The organism is Chryseotalea sp. WA131a (genome assembly GCA_025370075.1).
Taxonomy (GTDB): Bacteria; Bacteroidota; Bacteroidia; order Cytophagales; family Cyclobacteriaceae; genus ELB16-189.
In genome coordinates, this window is record CP073016.1 from 499,033 (window position 1) to 515,641 (window position 16,609).

A 16,609-nucleotide genomic window follows, 5' to 3' on the forward strand; every position below is an offset into this window, starting at 1 on the left:
GTTTAACGAATACTATTGTTTGATAATTCTCCCGTCTTCCATTTCTATAGTGCGGTGGGTTCGTTTAGCAAATTCAGTATCGTGGGTAACAATTAGGAGGGATTGTTTATCTACCTCTGCTAGTTCTTTGAAAATTGTAAAAACAATCTCGCTGTTCTTTTTATCAAGATTACCAGTAGGTTCATCACCCATAATAATGCGTGGGCTATTGATCAATGCCCGGGCAATAGCCACTCGTTGCTTTTCTCCACCCGACAATTGGTTTGCTTTCTTATCGCCCAATTTTTCGATGTCCAATCGCTTTAACTTTTCTAAGGCCTTTAGCCTTACTTGTTCTTCTGGTAATTTGTTTAATTTCAAACCAGGTAGCATGACGTTTTCTAAAACTGTAAATTCGTTTAATAGATAATGGAACTGAAAAACAAATCCAATCTGCTCGTTGCGTACACGCGCTAACTCCTTTTCTGTTTTGCTGTGCATTTGCTCTCCACTTAATAGCAATTCACCTTCATAGTCAGTGTCCATTGTGGAAAGTATATAGAGCAGCGTAGATTTCCCACAACCAGATTTCCCAATGATGGAAACAAAATCACCTTTATCTATTGAGAACGTAATGTCTTTTAGTACGCTGATGGTAACAGGGTCGTGAAAACTTTTGTTGATGTGATTGGCCTGAAGAACGATGTTCGAGTCCATCTATTTACCACGAATAATAACGACTGGATCTACCTTGCTAGCCTTTCTTGCAGGTGCCCAACCTGCCAAGTAAGTAGTGACTAGAGAAAAGGAAGAACCAATCAAGTAAAACACAGGGCTGTAATTGATCGGATACGTTTTGATAGTTGGGAGGGATGCCGTATTAAAAGGTATTTGATCAATACCAAAGGAAACCAAAAAACCAAAGAGTAGACCTAGCACTCCACCAAACACACCAATACTGAGTGCGATCACCAAAAAAATTCTATTCACATCTTTACCAGAAAACCCCGTAGCTTTTAAGATGGCAATGGAGTCCATCTTTTCATAGATCATCATATTTAAAATATTGTAAATGCCAAAACCAGCTACCACTAAGAGCGTAATGCCAACGGCATATGAAATAAGCGATCTTACAAAAGAGCCTGTTTCAAATTGAGCGTTGGCTGTTTGTATATCTTCCGCATCTGTTTGAAACAACTGCATGTACTCTTTCGCTATCTGTGGAGCTTCACTCATGTCGGTAAGTTTAATTGAAATATCGGTGATATAGTTGTTCGGTTTACCGAGTATCTTTTGTGTAGTGCCAATAGATGCATAGCTCTGTACTTTGTCCAGATCTTTCAAACCGGATTCAAAAAAACCTACAACTTTTAAGGAAAACCGCTCTTGCTTTACCGTGGTTACTTGCACTACGTCTCCAATGTTCGCCAATAGTTTATCTGCCAATCCTTTTCCTAAGATGAGGCTATTGGAAACATTCTGAATATCCAATGGTTTGCCGGTAGTCACATAATCACTAAAATGAAAAAGGTTACTTTCGGATTCTGCGTCAATGCCATTGACAACACCCGTAATATCAATGGCACCGTCATTAAAGAAAACTTGTGCCGTAATTTTAGGAGCAATACCTGTTACACGGCCATCCTTTCTTAAGGCTTGAATAATGGCTCCGCTATTATAGATTTCTTCACGGCTACTGCCGGACTTTATCGACCTGATAAAATTGTGGCTTTTTTTGAATTCACTAAAGTAATTGATCGGTTGATGGATGTTGGGCTTTATCTCATTGAATAATCGGATGTGAGCCGTGCGGTTCAGTATCAACCCATCCAATAAGTCATTGAGCCCAGTCATAAAACTTAAGAGCGCAATGAACATGGTGATGCTGAAGGTAACACCAATGGCGGCCACGAGAGTTTGTTTCCATCTGGCCAGCAGAAGTGATTGAGCAATTCTAAAAATCAGGCGGATGTTCATAAAGCTGGTTTATAGATTACATCGCTTGCTTTTAATCCAGATTTTATCTCTACCTTTTGATAATCCTTCAGGCCGATCACTACCTTTCTTTTTTCATTTTTGTTTACAAGTACCAAAGAATCTCCCATCAAATAACTTCTTGGAATCGTCATAGCCTTTTCTTTGGATTGAATGACAATGTTTGCTTCCACCGAAAGGTTTGGGTAAAGTACGGATGGCTTTGTTATAAAAATCGAATTGACTGTAAACGATCTGGATTGTTCGTTCATTAGCGGCTCTATGGTTGCTACTTTCGCTTGAAAAACTTTGCCTTTGTAACTATCCATGGTGAGCAAGATTTTTTGGTTTTCGCGAATACGTGCCACATCATACTCATCTACTTTCAATTCAATCAAAAAATCAGTAGCATCGCCCACTACTGCCACCGGATTTATTGTATTTGTGAATTCGCCCTTTTCTTTCAGAATTTTAAAAACCTTACCATTAACTTCACTTTTAATAATATAGTCGCCCGCAATAGCATTGGTGATTTTCAGGTTTGTCTTTGATTGACTGGCAGTGAATTCAAGCTGCTTTATTAAATTTCGATAGCTGAGATAGGCCGTTTCATAATTCGTCTTGGAGGTTTTATAGGTAAGCTTACGTTGTTCTAACTCAACCAGTGTGCCTACATTTTGCGCCCATAAGTTTTCTTGACGAAATAAAAGGAGCGAATCATTTTCCTTTTTGCTAAATGCAAGATCAATAGCAATTTTTGCTTCTTTCAATTTGTCAGCATTGGTATGCAAGTCTGCATAGTCAGCGGCAAGTTTAGCGTTTTGTGCATTTAGCCTGGATGGCTCGTTTACAACGCTCATCAACGGTGTGCCAATTTTTACGGAATCGCCTTCCGTAACAAATATTTCTTCAATCAAGCCGTTTACAGTTGAGTAGACTTGATATTGATTTTTGCTTTTAACCACTCCGGAGGCATAAACGGATTCTGAGATGGCTTCAATAGTTGGTTTGGTTTTTTCCGAACCTCCTTTACAGGAAGCTACTAGTATGACTAACGAAAAGATATTGATTTTCATGGTCAACTCGATAAATAGAGAATTAATTTTTGTTAGGAGGAAACTCTTTTAAAATTTTATACACGGCATCGTTGATTTTTTCTTCTGTAAGATTAATATCGCCATTGTCCAATATGGCTGTTCCCCAACCTCGCCAAATAAGATTATTGTTATTGGCATCCATCAAATCAATGATCAAGGTCCCTTCTCGGTATTGGTACACATCCATCTGATTGCGAATCCAATACTGACTGTAGTTGTAACCATACATAGATGGGCGTACCATCGACTTACTATCGATGACAATGTGGTAGTGAACACGCAAGTCGGGCGCATCTTTGGTGTTTTGAATTGTCTTACTTTTCAACTGCGCGTCCACTGCTCTTTTAATCCGCTTATCGGTAAGTTCGTTATACACCAACGGATTATTTTTTGATTCAATCTCCTTTACAGGAAGCCACGAATATGTTTTATACAGATTCAGATTAATGTCTTTATCGTAGTCAGACCTTACCCTCAATCGTTCGCTACAACCAACAGTCAGTAGAACTAAAATTGGTAGGAAATTCGCATTATTAATCTTCATCTGAGAATTATGTCTTTTTTAATCCAAGCAAATCTATAGTACGTTTTCGCTTAAAAATATGACTTCCGTCATTGCATCAAGTGACTTTATTTTCTGTTTACAGCAGATGAAAACAAATTTTGCGGTATATGTTACAAGGAAGATGTTTTCCCTTCACTTTTATTTCTGCGTTCTCATGCAAACTATGTTGGCGAATAAGTCTCAATAGGCTAACCATGCAGATTTCTACCGGTTTTTATCATTCAAAAAACGGAAAGGAAAGGTAATCTAGTCTTTTAATGATGGCAATAGGTACTTCATCACTTGATGAATAATCCAAGATGGTTTAGGCGGATTAGGTTTTTCTAAACCTATGTCTACAGTTTCAATCGATTCCTCACCTTTTATTAAAACTGATTCCTCCATTATTGCTTGATCTGTTTTCATTTTGAATATGGTTTTGAGTTGGCTACCTAGAATATATTTGTGCTTTCTGTGATTAGACGCTACTGACGCACTAGGCATGGAACAACGTGTCTGCGTAATCCCAATTCAGAACATTCCACCAAGCCTCAATGTAGGCAGCTCGTTTGTTTTGATATTTTAGGTAGTAGGCATGTTCCCATACATCCAATGCTATTATGGGAGAACCTTTGACGGGAACATCTTCCATCAAGGGATTATCTTGATTAGGTGTTGAAATGATTTGCAATTTATCATTAGGTGTATTAATAAGCCAGACCCATCCACTTCCAAATCTACTGGTGGCAGCTTCAGTAAATAGCTTTTTGAAATTTTCCATGGAAGTAAACTCTTTTTCGATAGCAGCTTCAAGTTTTGATGTAGGAGTTGTTTTTTTGAAAATCCTAATAACTTCCAAAACAATGAGTGATTGTAGTGCCCACCTGCATTGTTGCGAACTGCTATAGAGTACTTACCGATGTGAGTAAGAATTTCCTCGAGCGTTTCATTTTTGTAATCCATCTTGGTCAAAGCGTTGTTAAGATTGTCCACATACGCCTTGTGATGTTTGTCATGGTGAATTTCCATGGTGGAAGCATCTATGAAGGGTTCTAACGCTGCAAAAGCATAATCCAGTGCAGGTAATTTAAAATCCGGTGAATCATTTTTCATACTCAATACATCGAAAGGTTTGATAATAGTTGATAATATGGTAGCACTAACTAGTTGAGCAGTTTGGTAAATGAATTTTTTACGTTTCATTTTAACTTTTAAATCTTGACTTAGTAAAATTACTTTATGCTATAAAGGTCAAATCTTTTGATCCTTATCCTTTACACGATTTTTTTAAAATGTTACATCATTTACAGGTCAAGTCATTTTGATAGGAATATGATAGTGTACAGGAGATGTCTTACGCACATTTAAGTACCATTATTTACAAAGTAGTATCATGAGAGCATGGTCATCATGCTAACGTTGATTCGTCACCGGCAATCCACAAAGGTGGCATACCAACTGGCACACAAAGGGAATACTTCTTAGACCATCATCTAAAAGTTAAGAGCTTAACCTATTTGTGATATTTATTATTGATGAAAAATAAAAATTGGGGAATTCACTGTTGAGCTGATTTGCTGAATGACCCTTTTGTGAAAGACCGCTTCAATGGTAGAATGGTGAATAGAGCAAAGAGCCAATGCCATGGAAATCGCTTTTAAGGAATTTTGAGATAACAAAACGATCGTGTAGTATTTGGGGTACTGCCTCTGAGGCTCTATTAGTGATTTATCGAAATTGAGTTACGTGAAAAAAAATGCGTAGCTCGAATCCCCTTAGCGATAACAACTCGGTTTTCCATACATCCTTCAGCTTCTTGCCCAACCCTGGCGGAACCACCAAAGATCACTTTAAATATCCCTTGGACGCCATCCTGTTTTTAGTGATTTCGGCCCGTGCAAAGCGAGGCCGATAGTTGGTGCCCAATACTCGTTTTTTGGAAAACCAAACTGAACTGGTTACGTCACTTCCTTCCCTACGCAAATGGGATACCTTCCCATGATTTGTTGGGAAAAGTTTTTTCTTAATTGAAGTTTGCATATAGAATTGGCTCATTTGTCTTACCATCCTTTAATTTTTCCGATTACTTTTGTTTTTTGGCCATAACTGCTAACTGAAAGTGCAATCAAAAAGAACAAGCTAAAAACCTGAGTAAATGTTGGCGAATGCATCTTTTAGGGTGGTGGGTGAGTTAATTTTATTAAACAAGCGTAGTATGGTTTTATTAAAATAATATTGATATGCAGCAAGTAAATCAAATAGGCACGCCCCTCACTTCTAATGCCATCAAAGTAATGATGCTCGGCTCGGGCGAGTTAGGCAAAGAAGTAGTGATTGAATTTCAGCGCTATGGGGTAGAGGTAATTGCTGTTGACCGCTATGACCATGCACCTGCCATGCAAGTCGCGCATCGGTCGTACACCATTTCTATGCTGGATGGCACGGCTCTTCGAGCGGTGATCGAAAAAGAAAAACCCACATACATCGTGCCCGAAGTAGAAGCCATTTCTACCGCCACGTTGATTGAACTTGAGAAAGAAGGCTTTCGCGTGATTCCCACAGCCAACGCAACAAAATTGACTATGAATCGCGAAGGCATCCGCACATTGGCAGCAGAAACACTGCAACTCAAAACGTCACCTTACCGATTTGCCGAAACGTTTGATGAATTCAAATCTGCTATCCAAGCGATCGGCATACCTTGCGTGGTGAAACCAATCATGAGCTCATCGGGCAAAGGGCAGAGCGTGGTAAAGTCGGCTGCCGATATTGAAAATGCGTGGCGCTACGGGCAAGAAGGAGGCAGGACTGAAGGCGGACGTATGATCATAGAAGGCTTTATCGATTTTGACTACGAGATCACCTTGCTTACCATTCGTCATAAAAAGGGCGTATCATTTTGCGAGCCAATCGGTCACCGGCAAGAGCATGGCGACTATCAAGAATCGTGGCAGCCTCACCCCATGCCGGCCAAGGCATTGCAAGAAGCGCAGACCATCGCAAAAAAAGTTGTCGATGCGCTAGGTGGCGTGGGCATTTTTGGTGTGGAATTTTTTGTGAAAGGCGAGACGGTTTATTTTAGCGAACTATCGCCTCGCCCACATGATACAGGCATGGTCACCATGATTTCGCAAGATCTCTCCGAATTTGCGTTGCACGTGCGCGCGATTTTAGGTTTACCCATCCCCGTCATCCAACAATTGGGACCGTCTGCCTCGTCTGTAATCTTAGTGAAAGGCCAATCGAAAAATATTTCTTATTCTGGATTGGAAGAGGCGTTGGCTGAACCGGACACACAATTAAGATTGTTCGGCAAACCAGAAGTGAATGGCGAGCGCAGGATGGGCGTTTGTTTGGCCAAAGGTGCAACCATTGAAGAGGCTAGAAGGAAGGCGAATGGATCTGCACAGAAGATTCGATTTGAACTAAAATAGTTTTGATTTTGCACCCTGAACCACTTTATTTCTGACCCTATATGGGATTGGTTTTTGGTCAGCGACCGGACGACTGGTGAATTCCACAAACTGGTTCAAGGTTTAGGAGCGATGGATGATGAAATCTGTTGTTAATACCCCGTTTTATGTTGAAATAGGCTCAGTTGTTAAAAGTGTACTTGAGCCTATAACTATTGCCGAGCACGAATCAACTAATTTATAATTTGACCAACTTCGTGTTAACATGTACGCTTGATGGTAGGGAAGGAACTGCCCAATGTGTGGCGCTGCTGAGTTGAAGTTAAACCAAACTGACAAATTGATAAAATCGTAATCTGTCTACAGTACCCCACAAAAATGGAAGAGGAAAGAACCATAGTGCACAACAAAAGTTAATTCATTATTATAAAAGAGTCATTTAATATCTCAAGCCTGTAGCCTTTGCCATGTATATTGGTTATCCGAAGATCAGGGTCAGCGCTTAACTTTTTTCTAAGCTTGGAGATGAACATATCAAGGCTGCGCCCTGTAATAACACCTTCATCGGTCCATACATGCTGAATCAGTTCTTCACGCAGCGTTAGTTGTTCGATATTTCTATTGAGCAACGTCAATATGCTAGATTCTTTATCGGTCAATGAAATGGTTTCTTCACCTATTCTCAAACGCTGATGGAGGCTGTCAAACACAAATCTTCCTATTTTTTTATGTACCGGGTTGCTTTCATGTTGAGTTGAAGCATGCTGCGCCACGTGTGGCCCTGATTCTTTAGACCTAAAGCTCTTGCCTACTAATACAAAAGCTAACACTGATAGTACACCACTAATCATCATGGCAGTTTTTGAATGTAGAACAGTAGGGGAAGGGAAATCAGCAAAAACAATTTCAATCGTGTAACACGCTTTCGGTTGACTCCTGCCGCGACATGCTATAATGTTGTTGGTCGGAGGATTGATTTCAAAACCATACACAACAACATCAGGTCTGTAACATTCCTGAACCGTAACGGTATAGTGGGATAACTCCGTTTTGACGAGAGACCGCTGAACGATCTCAACTAAGGTGTCAGGCTGAAATGCAAACTCATTTTCAAATTCAAGCAAAAACACACCGTTTGATTTTTCAATGACAGGACGAACCAACGAACTAGAGTCACCGGCTTGAAGAAGCAAATCATGCCCAATGGCTCGCACCGCTATAATCACGCGTTTTGAAAGTACTTCATCTTCTGAACTGAACGTAATGAGAGTGACCAAAAATAAGATACCGGAAAAAGCAATCACCATTGCAGTGAAAAATTTAACAGTTGGGCTTTTAAGTGCCTTATTGAAAGAATTTACATTCATTTACATTTCTTTTTACAAGCTGTTAACGAACTGTTAACAAGTGCCAGCAATTTCGAGGCATACATTTGTTTATCAAAATAAAACTAATTTTTTTATGAAGCATTTGAAAAAATCTCCTGCCAGACCGGTGGGCAAGTACATCCTACTGTTGGTGCTACTAACGGTAATCATTGGCTCATGGACATTTGCCGATGGTTTTTCCATCTGGAACTTCTTGGGTAAAGTGCAACATGCTGATCAGACCCAAGAAATAAGTCAAGACAGTGCGTACATAGGGGCTGGAGAAGAACAGAGAGTAAAGTCCATTACGAACATCATTTTACAATCAAATGATGGTGGACAGACATGGCAAGACATCAGTCGGGGTTTACCTGAACAGCCCGAAGATTTTTTTGCAGGAGACTCAGAACTCTATGTGCGTTTAAAAGATGGAATGTATCGCAGTAAGAGTAATCTTAAAACGCCTGTTTGGGAAAAAGAGAATGCTCTCGATCCACGATGTACTTCTATAGCCTTCAATCGTTCGGGCGTAATGGCGTTCACTAATGAAGGAGAAATTTTTCAAAAAACACCTTCCGGCATCTGGTTGCCTATCTATACAAATTTCAAAAACCATTTGATACAATCTATCTTTGAAACATCGGATGGAACATTATTCATCGGTAGCGATAACGGACATTACAAATCTGCCGACAGGGGGGAAACCTGGAAAAAAGTACATGATGGGGTTATGGGTATGGTGGAGTCAGGCGGTGTTCTTCTCGCGACCTATTCAAAAGGTATCATGCGTTCGAGGGACAATGGTGAACCAGGTATCATGCGTTCGGCAGACTATGGCGAACATTGGGAATCCGTAATCAGCGAGGGGGGAGTGGGTATCTCGGTTGAACGTATCGATGGAGGATTTGCTGCGATATCCTATAGCTACAATAGCAAATCCAGAAGGATTCGCATTTCAAGGGATAGTGGAAAAACCTGGAATGCCATTGATGGAGGACTCCAGCCTTCGATGAACATTTCATCCATCAAGCAAATAGGTAAGTATTTAGTATGTGGCCATCCAGATGGAATATTTCGATCATCTGACATGGGTAAAACATGGAATCTTGTTCATCCAAGTGTTGACAACGCATTTAAGTTATCTGAAATAACCCAGAATCTTGTTCCCTTCAGAGATAATAGAAAAGTATTTAAGATTTATGTTTCCGGAAATGTGTTGTATGCTGTGGCGCGAAATTCTGGATGTTGAAAAGTGTTGGTATTTTTAGAATTGGCCAAGGATGATTTGTAAATAATACAAATCAATTGTTAGCAAGATATGAGTAAACAACCCTAACCACGATGGCAAGGGTTGTTTTAACTTTTGAATTCGAAAAAGAATCCTCTCATCCCAGCTTTTTCTCCAACTCATCAATTTTATTTTGAGCTTTCATGTTTCCCATTGATAAGGATAATCGATACAGTTCAAGTGCCTCCCGTCTGGTTTCTTTCTTTTTCCGTGGTGCAAAGTGTGTACGGTTGGCGGCTTTTTCCAATGCTTCGGCTTGCGCAAAATATAGATTGGCAATTGCAATTTTGTTTTCTGATTGGGTTTCATTTAACAGTTTTTCCAATGATACGATGTCACGTTCGTTCAGCTTGATCGTTTCATCTCGTAATGATAACAAGGAGTCTGTGCTATTTAATTTTGCCCACATCACTAGATTTTGATTGTGTTGGTTTGCCAATTTTAATTCTAGATCTAAAATTTCATTGGTGCGATTGGCAAGGTCTGCTTTTAATCTTCGGATAGAGGAAGCAGAGGATTTCGTTGCATTTTTGTTCGATTTTTCTAATTGAGAAAGTTTTGCCTCGGTTTGTTGAACATAAGCATTGATGTTCTTTAAACGTGATATATAATCACTATACGATGTCCCTTCTACCATCTTTAGTTGAAGCGTTTTTCGGCTGGCATCAATTGAATCGATTAACATACCAACCTCATTGAGGTTTTTCTCCGCATCTTTGCTGTTGTTAAGCTCGATGCTGAGGGAATCTATACGCTGCTGCAACACGGCTTTTTCTTTTGTTTCGCAGCTAGCAAGTGCAAACACGATGGTGATTCCAATAATGAAATTTTTCATGGTAGGGTTGTTGGTTTTGTTATTGTGGAGGGAAAGAAAAAATGATGCCGAGATGGTGCAATCACTATTGACTCTGAAATGACACTAAGCCGTCAAGGATTGGAGTCGTATGTGTAAAAATTTCCTCACTTTAAATTGAAAATAGAAGCATTTCCCCCACAACCTAGTTTACAACCAAATCAAATATAATTTCTTTTTACGATCGGCAGCTTTCTTCTGTCTTTTAAAATAACCTCTGAATAAGAAATTGTGCTTGAGCGCCTCTATATTTTCGTCAAGTTTACTGGATGCTAACTTTACATTTTCCATTGTGCCTTTTAGCTGATGCGCAAATGCAATGTCGCTTAGTAGAATGATCAAGGCATTTTCTTGGTCGTTTATTTTACCAACCGATGTTTGTAGATCTACCGACATTCTTTTGAGTTGGCACCATCATTAGAGATGTCTTGTAACATTTATCGGAATGATTTACAACTGCTGCTTGCCGTTGCTTTGCCAGGGCGCAGCCAAGCATTGCCACCATTCTTGTTTGGCTAACAAAAGCTGCTTTCCGTACCATTATAATGGGGTACAACCTGATGAGTTTATTTCGACAATTAGTACTTCAAAGCAAGTCCCGGGCTACTTTAAGCACCTTAAAATCCAAACTTCTTTAACCAAGATAAAGATGTTCAATTATCCATTCGCTAAACATTGGCATGGGCTATACCTTCCAAAACTTTGCTGATAAAAAAATAGAGATTTAAAAAATCTAATTCAAAAACCAAATCCGAAAAGTGGGGTCTTTTTTTTATTTTCGGGCAATGATTCAAATTCGACTTGCCAATTATGATGATATTTCCGATGTTCGAGAAGTAGCCATTCAGTCGTACGAGGCTACGTTTGCAGCATTCAACACCCGCGAAAACATGGATGCTTTTTACAGTGAGTCGTATGCGCTCAAGGTAATGCAACGTGAATTTTACGAACCCCATTCTTATTTGTTTGTTGCCACCGAAGGAGATTCAATTCTTGGATTTGTTCGTCTTCGCAAAAACGATGAAGCTAACGATAAATTGGGCGATAATACCCTTGAACTTCAGCGGCTCTACATTCATCCTCAACACCAGGGACGAAACATTGGCAAGCAATTAATGGAGGCAGCGCTGCAACAAGCCAGCGAATTGAAGGTTGAATACATTTGGCTAGGGGTGTGGGAAAGAAACTTTAAGGCTCAAAAGTTTTATTCTCATTGGGGATTCGAACGGTTTGGCGAGCATGTGTTCCAAATGGGGGATGATCCGCAGATTGATTGGCTGCTGAAACGAAAGTTGTGAGCAACTGTCTAGGAATTCTCTTACTTTTAAAAGGCTAATTTTAATCAGTATGTCAAAGGATAAATTTATTGTATCAATTAACACTTCTTATAGCGTTGCAGGCTCATCGATTTATTTGGGAGCGGGAGTTTTAGGCGGTGAAATCATAGCAGAAGCAAAGGTCAATCTTTCATTGAAGATGATGAACCGGCATGGATTAGTGAGCGGTGCTACGGGCTCTGGTAAAACCAGAACATTGCAACTTCTGGCCGAGCAGTTATCAGCAGCAGGTGTTTCTGTTTTTATGCCTGATATGAAGGGCGATGTAAGCGGGATGGCGAAACAAGGTGCTGTAAATGATAAAATCAACGACCGCGTAAAAGCGTTGGGTATTTCGGGCTATCAACCAAAAGGCTTTCCAGTCGAACTGTATTCATTGAGCGGAAAGCTAGGCGCACAAATGCGAGCTACGGTTACCGAGTTTGGCCCTGTGTTGCTTAGCAAGATTTTAGAATTGAACGAAGTGCAGAGCGGTGTGCTGATGGTATTGTTCAAATATGCCGATGACAAACATTTGCCGATTGTTGATTTGAATGATTTAAAGAAGGTATTGAATTATTTGTCGGAAGGAGAGGGGGCAGCAGAGATAAAGGAAGCCTATGGAAAAATTTCTTCGGCCACGGCCAGTACTATTTTGCGCAAGATTGTGGCCATGGAGCAGCAAGGCGTGAGCCAATTGTTTGGTGAAAAGTCTTTTGATATAGAAGACCTTATGGAAAAAGTAGATGGTCAAGGAATCATCAGTTTGCTCAATGTATCAGATGTGCAAAGTCAGCCAGCCATTTTCTCTACCTTTATGCTTTCACTGTTGGCCGAGTTGTACCAAAAACTTCCAGAGGCAGGCGACCTCGATAAACCCAAATTGATTTTCTTTTTGGATGAAGCCCACTTGCTGTTTAAAGATGCGCCAAAGGCTTTCATGGACCAGATTGAACAAGTGATCCGATTGATCCGCTCAAAAGGTGTTGGGGTTTTCTTTTGCTCGCAGATGGTGCAAGACATTCCCGCGTCTGTCCTATCGCAACTGGGCAACCGTGTGAGTCACGTTATCCGCGCCTTCACGCCAAACGATGTAAAGGCTTTGAAAGAAACGGTTAAGACTTTTCCGAAATCTGAATTTTACTATATGGAAGAGCAGTTTACAAAATTGGGTATCGGCCAGGCATTTGTCACGGTGCTGAATGAAAAAGGTATACCCACCGAAACGGCAACGGTTCACTTGGCGCCTCCTGCCTCTTTTATGGGTCCATTATCCGATACAGAATATAAATCACATCTCGATGGTTCAGATATGTACAAAAAGTACAAAGAAACGGTTAACCCTGAAAGTGCTTTTGAGATGTTGACAGAAAAAGTAAAGTCAAGCCAGGCCAAGCAAGAAGAAGAAACCCAACAAACGGAAGAGGCCAAGCCAACCAAAAGCGGCAGACCTGAGAAAAGTACCCTCGAAAAAGTAATGACCTCGCCCGTTGCCAATCAAATTGGAAAAGAATTGGTTCGTGGTGTGTTCGGAATGTTGTTTGGCTCTGCTCCAAGGCGAACTACCTCAAGGAGAAAGTGGTAGTTGATATGCGGATGCCCGTGTTACTTAGTTGGTCATTCGCATTTGCCGTTGGTAGTAGATGTTATTGTTCAAGTGAAAAGCATGTGACTTACAGCATTAATAGTTTTCTTGGCGATAATTTAACAATCGCTTATAAGCTTGTTTTATTTTTTCAGGATGCATACCTCCTTTAAACATAAACATCGCTACACCGTTGGCAATTTGTACACGAAGCCACGAATTAGAGTCGTATTTGCGCGTAGAAATAACAACATCCTTTTGGATCAATTCAAACGGGACTTTGGCTTCCTGCAATCGCCTCAGCAAATCGTAGTCTTCCATAATCGTGTAATATTCGTTATAACCTCCTAGTGCCTGAAATGCTTTTTTTGTAATGAACAGCGTTTGGTCTCCTCCGCGAAAGCTCAACAAGTTAAAGCGGGTCAGGTAAGCGTTAATCCGCATCAAGCCCGGGTATCGATCATATCCCGAGCGGTAGCATCCAGCTTCGTATCCATTCCGAACTGATTTTTGAATATCGTCTTGGTACGAAGCGGGAACAATGACATCTGCGTGTACAAAAAATAAGATGCCGTGTTTTGCCTTCGAAGCACCTAAATTTAGTTGAGCTGCTCGTGAGCGAATCGGACATGGAATCACGATGGCGCCTACTTCCGCAGCCATTGATGCTGTGTTATCCTTACTGCCTCCATCCACCACCACTACCTCTAGGTTTTCTGAGTCTTTAAATTGACGAATTGTTTTTTGAATGATGGCAGCCTCGTCTACTGCGGGGATAATGATGGAAATACCGGACGTCATTGAAATTTAAAGTTAACCACTAATTTCAAAAAGTAAGTGCCATCGATGCTTCTTTTCAAACCATTGAATTACATTTACAATTCAACTCAACAGAAATCCATGACCATTCAAGAAAAAGTAGAAGCAGTTGAGAAAGTTTTCAAAAAACTGGATGAACAAATCGCTGAACTCCAATCATGGTCAGGCTTGCACTGCAAATGGGGCTGTGGCAAATGCTGTTTCAAACCCGATATTGAATCCACCATTTTGGAATTTTTACCCTTTGCTTTTTATCTGTATCAAAACAAGTTGGCCGAGCAGTGGCTACGTAAACTAAAAGCCTCTGATTCTTCCATTTGCTTGATTTTAAATCCGACCCAAGCCACCGCTGGACTTTGTTCGGAATATCAATACCGTGGATTGATTTGCAGATTGTTTGGGTATTCGGCACGCACCAATAAGTACGATAAAAAAGAATTGGTGACGTGCCAAATCATTAAAACAGAGCAGCAAGCAGATTTTGAAAGAGCAGAGTTGGGAATTGCCAATGGCAGAGAAGTGCCCGTCATGAATCAATACTACATGCAATTGCACGGCATCGATTTTGAGTTGACACGTGATTTTTATCCAATCAATAAAGCAATTGAAAAGGCCATTGAAACGGTTTTGGGGTATTTTGCTTATCGTGATGTAACCTAACGAAGCGATTAAAGTATATTGAATTAAGAATTTACCATGAATAGGATGTTAATTATATCTATTTTGATTCTAGGATTTTTTAGAAGTTTTAGCCAAACCAACGAAAGACAATACATATTCAATCAATTGGAAAAAATCTATTCTCAAGAGGTAGACGAAAAATTTGAAAGATTCACTCCAACTATTGATGAAATTAAGATAGCAGACAGTCTCATTCAGTTTCACGTTACGGAGAAAGCACATGAATATTCTTGGGCTGAAAAGATTTCCAACTACAGTTCTTACTATAGGCAGTATGTAGGACACATAAATGAAAAAGGTGAAAAAATATTATTCACTAACAGTTTTTGCAAATGGGAAAGTAATTGGAGAAGTGAAATCATTAGCTACATGGGCGGAGGTTCTTGCTTTTTTACGATTAAAGTTAATGTTGATAAGAAATTGACCTATGACTTAAAAGTAAATGCGCCAAAATGATAGTTTATGTAACCCTTGGCTATTAGGGTTACTTCATTGGCACTTTTGTTGATTAAAGCCGATTGAGATTAGGCTAAAAATATTATCTAACTTTGCCTTCTCATAAGAATCTGTATGAAAAATGCCCTTCTGATTTTTTTAGTGCTTAGTTCAAATCTGCTGTTCGCTCAATCGGAGCAGCCCGCAGTGTCTGCTAAAGTGAATTGGCTTACTTTTGAACAAGCGGTGGAAAAATCCAAAACGGAAAAGCGGAAACTTTTTGTAGATGTTTATACAGATTGGTGTGGCTGGTGCAAGGTGATGGATAAAAACACGTTTGCAGAGCCTACCATTGCCAAATTATTGAACGAAAAATTCTATCCTGTAAAGTTTAATGCCGAGCAACGTGAGGATGTAGTGTTTCAAGGAACTACCTTTAAATTTATTCAGCAAGGCAATAATGGAGCGCATCAATTAGCGGCTGCTCTTTTGAACAATCAATTGAGCTATCCAACCGTTACTTTTATGGAAGAAGATTATTCAGGGGTATACCCCATTCCTGGGTATCGCAAGCCAGAAGAATTTCACCCTCTCTTGGTTTTCTTTTTAGAGAATCAACATAAAAAAGGAGGAAATGCGTATGCTGATTTTTTGAAGACCTACAAGTCGCCTTACACTGCCACTGTTGTTAAGCAAGAAGGTTCGCGCCATTGAAGATTCTAAAAAAAACGATAGAAGGATCTGCTAATTACTCCTTAATTGCTAGCGCAAACGGCCACTCCAATCCTTCCATTCGGATTAGCCACAGCAGAACCGATATTACCCGCTGCTAAAACAATATCTTTGGCTGGTCCCGTATCTGACAAATGTACTTTTATGCTGGCCTTTAGCTTCAGGAAATCGGCATAGCTGATTTTTGTCTCATCAGCCAACTGATTTACCACTGTTTCACTTTTCCCTGTGTTTCCAGTTAAAGGAGTTAACAAAGCTGCTACAGGCGCGCCAGAGGTGCTCATATCGCCTAAGTGTAAATGAACGGGGTATTTAGCATCGCCACTGGTGCCTGTAAGTTCCACCTGCACCACGGCATTGCCGTCCCGCTTTTCTTGTAAAGTTACCGTCCCCGAAATAGCATAGGTAGAGCCAGGTTGAAGTGCATAGGTAACTTGGTTGCCCGTAAATTCACTTATTTGCTCGCTTTTTTGGCAAGAACTAATAATTAAAACAGCTACTGCCAGAACACCCCATGTTTTCATAG

18 protein-coding genes and 2 pseudogenes are annotated in these 16,609 nt (G+C 40.2%); 9 read left to right on the forward strand and 11 right to left on the reverse strand.

Annotated elements, in window-relative coordinates; translation table 11 throughout:
* Nucleotides 1–12: 12 nt before the first annotated feature.
* The 6 genes and pseudogenes from KA713_02360 to KA713_02385 form a co-directional block, all read right to left on the reverse strand.
* A complete protein-coding gene (locus KA713_02360; protein ID UXE67470.1) occupies nucleotides 13–696 on the reverse strand; it encodes an ABC transporter ATP-binding protein in 684 nt (227 codons plus the stop codon).
* A complete protein-coding gene (locus tag KA713_02365) occupies nucleotides 697–1,956 on the reverse strand; it encodes an ABC transporter permease (protein ID UXE67471.1) in 1,260 nt (419 codons plus the stop codon).
* Entirely contained in the window at nucleotides 1,953–3,029 is a 1,077-nt protein-coding gene (locus KA713_02370; protein UXE67472.1) for an efflux RND transporter periplasmic adaptor subunit, read from the reverse strand. Before KA713_02370 ends, KA713_02365 begins: the two co-directional genes overlap by 4 nt.
* A 22-nt stretch (nucleotides 3,030–3,051) precedes the next feature.
* Entirely contained in the window at nucleotides 3,052–3,594 is a 543-nt protein-coding gene (locus KA713_02375) for a DUF4136 domain-containing protein (protein UXE67473.1), read from the reverse strand.
* Nucleotides 3,595–3,861: 267 nt separating this feature from the next.
* A complete protein-coding gene (locus KA713_02380; protein UXE67474.1) occupies nucleotides 3,862–4,020 on the reverse strand; it encodes a hypothetical protein in 159 nt (52 codons plus the stop codon).
* A 70-nt stretch (nucleotides 4,021–4,090) separates the two neighbouring features.
* Nucleotides 4,091–4,797: pseudogene (locus KA713_02385) on the reverse strand (superoxide dismutase).
* Between the two features lie 553 nt (nucleotides 4,798–5,350).
* Between KA713_02385 and KA713_02390 the strand changes: the two are divergent.
* The 3 genes and pseudogenes from KA713_02390 to purT all read left to right on the forward strand — a co-directional run bounded on the left by KA713_02390 (nucleotide 5,351) and on the right by purT (nucleotide 7,028).
* A complete protein-coding gene (locus tag KA713_02390) occupies nucleotides 5,351–5,509 on the forward strand; it encodes a hypothetical protein (GenBank protein ID UXE67475.1) in 159 nt (52 codons plus the stop codon).
* 19 nt (nucleotides 5,510–5,528) lie between these two features.
* A pseudogene (locus KA713_02395) lies at nucleotides 5,529–5,618 on the forward strand (ISAs1 family transposase).
* 216 nt (nucleotides 5,619–5,834) lie between these two features.
* Nucleotides 5,835–7,028 (forward strand): formate-dependent phosphoribosylglycinamide formyltransferase, encoded by a 1,194-nt coding sequence (gene purT, locus KA713_02400; protein UXE67476.1) that lies wholly within the window; start codon nucleotides 5,835–5,837, stop codon nucleotides 7,026–7,028.
* 392 nt (nucleotides 7,029–7,420) lie between these two features.
* Here the strand turns inward: purT and KA713_02405 are convergent, their stop codons facing one another.
* Nucleotides 7,421–8,374: a winged helix-turn-helix transcriptional regulator gene (locus tag KA713_02405; protein ID UXE67477.1), complete on the reverse strand. Its 954-nt coding sequence runs from the start codon at nucleotides 8,372–8,374 to the stop codon at nucleotides 7,421–7,423.
* Nucleotides 8,375–8,468: 94 nt separating this feature from the next.
* On the opposite strand from KA713_02405, the gene KA713_02410 reads away from it, so the two are divergent.
* Nucleotides 8,469–9,623: an exo-alpha-sialidase gene (locus KA713_02410; protein ID UXE67478.1), complete on the forward strand. Its 1,155-nt coding sequence runs from the start codon at nucleotides 8,469–8,471 to the stop codon at nucleotides 9,621–9,623.
* Between the two features lie 136 nt (nucleotides 9,624–9,759).
* On the opposite strand, the gene KA713_02415 is transcribed toward KA713_02410, so the two are convergent.
* Together KA713_02415 and KA713_02420 are read right to left on the reverse strand one after the other, a co-directional pair.
* A complete protein-coding gene (locus KA713_02415) occupies nucleotides 9,760–10,497 on the reverse strand; it encodes a hypothetical protein (protein UXE67479.1) in 738 nt (245 codons plus the stop codon).
* 168 nt (nucleotides 10,498–10,665) lie between these two features.
* Nucleotides 10,666–10,911 (reverse strand): hypothetical protein, encoded by a 246-nt coding sequence (locus tag KA713_02420; protein ID UXE67480.1) that lies wholly within the window; start codon nucleotides 10,909–10,911, stop codon nucleotides 10,666–10,668.
* Nucleotides 10,912–11,300: 389 nt separating this feature from the next.
* Here KA713_02420 and KA713_02425 point away from each other — a divergent pair, with 389 nt between their 5' ends.
* Both KA713_02425 and KA713_02430 read left to right on the forward strand, forming a co-directional pair.
* Nucleotides 11,301–11,813: a GNAT family N-acetyltransferase gene (locus tag KA713_02425; protein ID UXE67481.1), complete on the forward strand. Its 513-nt coding sequence runs from the start codon at nucleotides 11,301–11,303 to the stop codon at nucleotides 11,811–11,813.
* A 49-nt stretch (nucleotides 11,814–11,862) separates the two neighbouring features.
* The gene (locus KA713_02430) at nucleotides 11,863–13,416 is read left to right on the forward strand and encodes a DUF853 family protein (protein ID UXE67482.1); all 1,554 of its coding nucleotides are present in this window, start codon (nucleotides 11,863–11,865) and stop codon (nucleotides 13,414–13,416) included.
* 96 nt (nucleotides 13,417–13,512) lie between these two features.
* Here KA713_02430 and KA713_02435 read toward each other — a convergent pair whose 3' ends face one another.
* A complete protein-coding gene (locus tag KA713_02435) occupies nucleotides 13,513–14,217 on the reverse strand; it encodes a TIGR04283 family arsenosugar biosynthesis glycosyltransferase (protein UXE67483.1) in 705 nt (234 codons plus the stop codon).
* 99 nt (nucleotides 14,218–14,316) lie between these two features.
* Here KA713_02435 and KA713_02440 point away from each other — a divergent pair, with 99 nt between their 5' ends.
* The 3 genes from KA713_02440 to KA713_02450 all read left to right on the forward strand — a co-directional run bounded on the left by KA713_02440 (nucleotide 14,317) and on the right by KA713_02450 (nucleotide 16,065).
* Complete coding sequence (locus tag KA713_02440) at nucleotides 14,317–14,895, forward strand: YkgJ family cysteine cluster protein (protein ID UXE67484.1); 579 nt, start codon at nucleotides 14,317–14,319, stop codon at nucleotides 14,893–14,895.
* A 36-nt stretch (nucleotides 14,896–14,931) separates the two neighbouring features.
* A complete protein-coding gene (locus KA713_02445) occupies nucleotides 14,932–15,372 on the forward strand; it encodes a hypothetical protein (protein ID UXE67485.1) in 441 nt (146 codons plus the stop codon).
* Between the two features lie 114 nt (nucleotides 15,373–15,486).
* A complete protein-coding gene (locus tag KA713_02450) occupies nucleotides 15,487–16,065 on the forward strand; it encodes a DUF255 domain-containing protein (protein ID UXE67486.1) in 579 nt (192 codons plus the stop codon).
* Nucleotides 16,066–16,106: 41 nt separating this feature from the next.
* Here the strand turns inward: KA713_02450 and KA713_02455 are convergent, their stop codons facing one another.
* Nucleotides 16,107–16,607, reverse strand: a complete 501-nt coding sequence (locus KA713_02455) for a hypothetical protein (protein UXE67487.1) — start codon at nucleotides 16,605–16,607, stop codon at nucleotides 16,107–16,109.
* Between the last annotated feature and the right edge of the window lie 2 nt (nucleotides 16,608–16,609).

Bases quoted from the DNA above. Each gene is read 5' to 3' on its own strand.
- KA713_02360 (UXE67470.1), bottom strand. From the start codon at position 696: ATGGACTCGAACATCGTTCTTCAGGCCAATCACATCAACAAAAGTTTT.
- KA713_02365 (UXE67471.1), bottom strand. From the start codon at position 1,956: ATGAACATCCGCCTGATTTTTAGAATTGCTCAATCACTTCTGCTGGCC.
- KA713_02370 (UXE67472.1), bottom strand. From the start codon at position 3,029: ATGAAAATCAATATCTTTTCGTTAGTCATACTAGTAGCTTCCTGTAAA.
- KA713_02375 (UXE67473.1), bottom strand. From the start codon at position 3,594: ATGAAGATTAATAATGCGAATTTCCTACCAATTTTAGTTCTACTGACT.
- KA713_02380 (UXE67474.1), bottom strand. From the start codon at position 4,020: ATGAAAACAGATCAAGCAATAATGGAGGAATCAGTTTTAATAAAAGGT.
- KA713_02390 (UXE67475.1), top strand. From the start codon at position 5,351: ATGCGTAGCTCGAATCCCCTTAGCGATAACAACTCGGTTTTCCATACA.
- purT (UXE67476.1), top strand. From the start codon at position 5,835: ATGCAGCAAGTAAATCAAATAGGCACGCCCCTCACTTCTAATGCCATC.
- KA713_02405 (UXE67477.1), bottom strand. From the start codon at position 8,374: ATGAATGTAAATTCTTTCAATAAGGCACTTAAAAGCCCAACTGTTAAA.
- KA713_02410 (UXE67478.1), top strand. From the start codon at position 8,469: ATGAAGCATTTGAAAAAATCTCCTGCCAGACCGGTGGGCAAGTACATC.
- KA713_02415 (UXE67479.1), bottom strand. From the start codon at position 10,497: ATGAAAAATTTCATTATTGGAATCACCATCGTGTTTGCACTTGCTAGC.
- KA713_02420 (UXE67480.1), bottom strand. From the start codon at position 10,911: ATGTCGGTAGATCTACAAACATCGGTTGGTAAAATAAACGACCAAGAA.
- KA713_02425 (UXE67481.1), top strand. From the start codon at position 11,301: ATGATTCAAATTCGACTTGCCAATTATGATGATATTTCCGATGTTCGA.
- KA713_02430 (UXE67482.1), top strand. From the start codon at position 11,863: ATGTCAAAGGATAAATTTATTGTATCAATTAACACTTCTTATAGCGTT.
- KA713_02435 (UXE67483.1), bottom strand. From the start codon at position 14,217: ATGACGTCCGGTATTTCCATCATTATCCCCGCAGTAGACGAGGCTGCC.
- KA713_02440 (UXE67484.1), top strand. From the start codon at position 14,317: ATGACCATTCAAGAAAAAGTAGAAGCAGTTGAGAAAGTTTTCAAAAAA.
- KA713_02445 (UXE67485.1), top strand. From the start codon at position 14,932: ATGAATAGGATGTTAATTATATCTATTTTGATTCTAGGATTTTTTAGA.
- KA713_02450 (UXE67486.1), top strand. From the start codon at position 15,487: ATGAAAAATGCCCTTCTGATTTTTTTAGTGCTTAGTTCAAATCTGCTG.
- KA713_02455 (UXE67487.1), bottom strand. From the start codon at position 16,607: ATGAAAACATGGGGTGTTCTGGCAGTAGCTGTTTTAATTATTAGTTCT.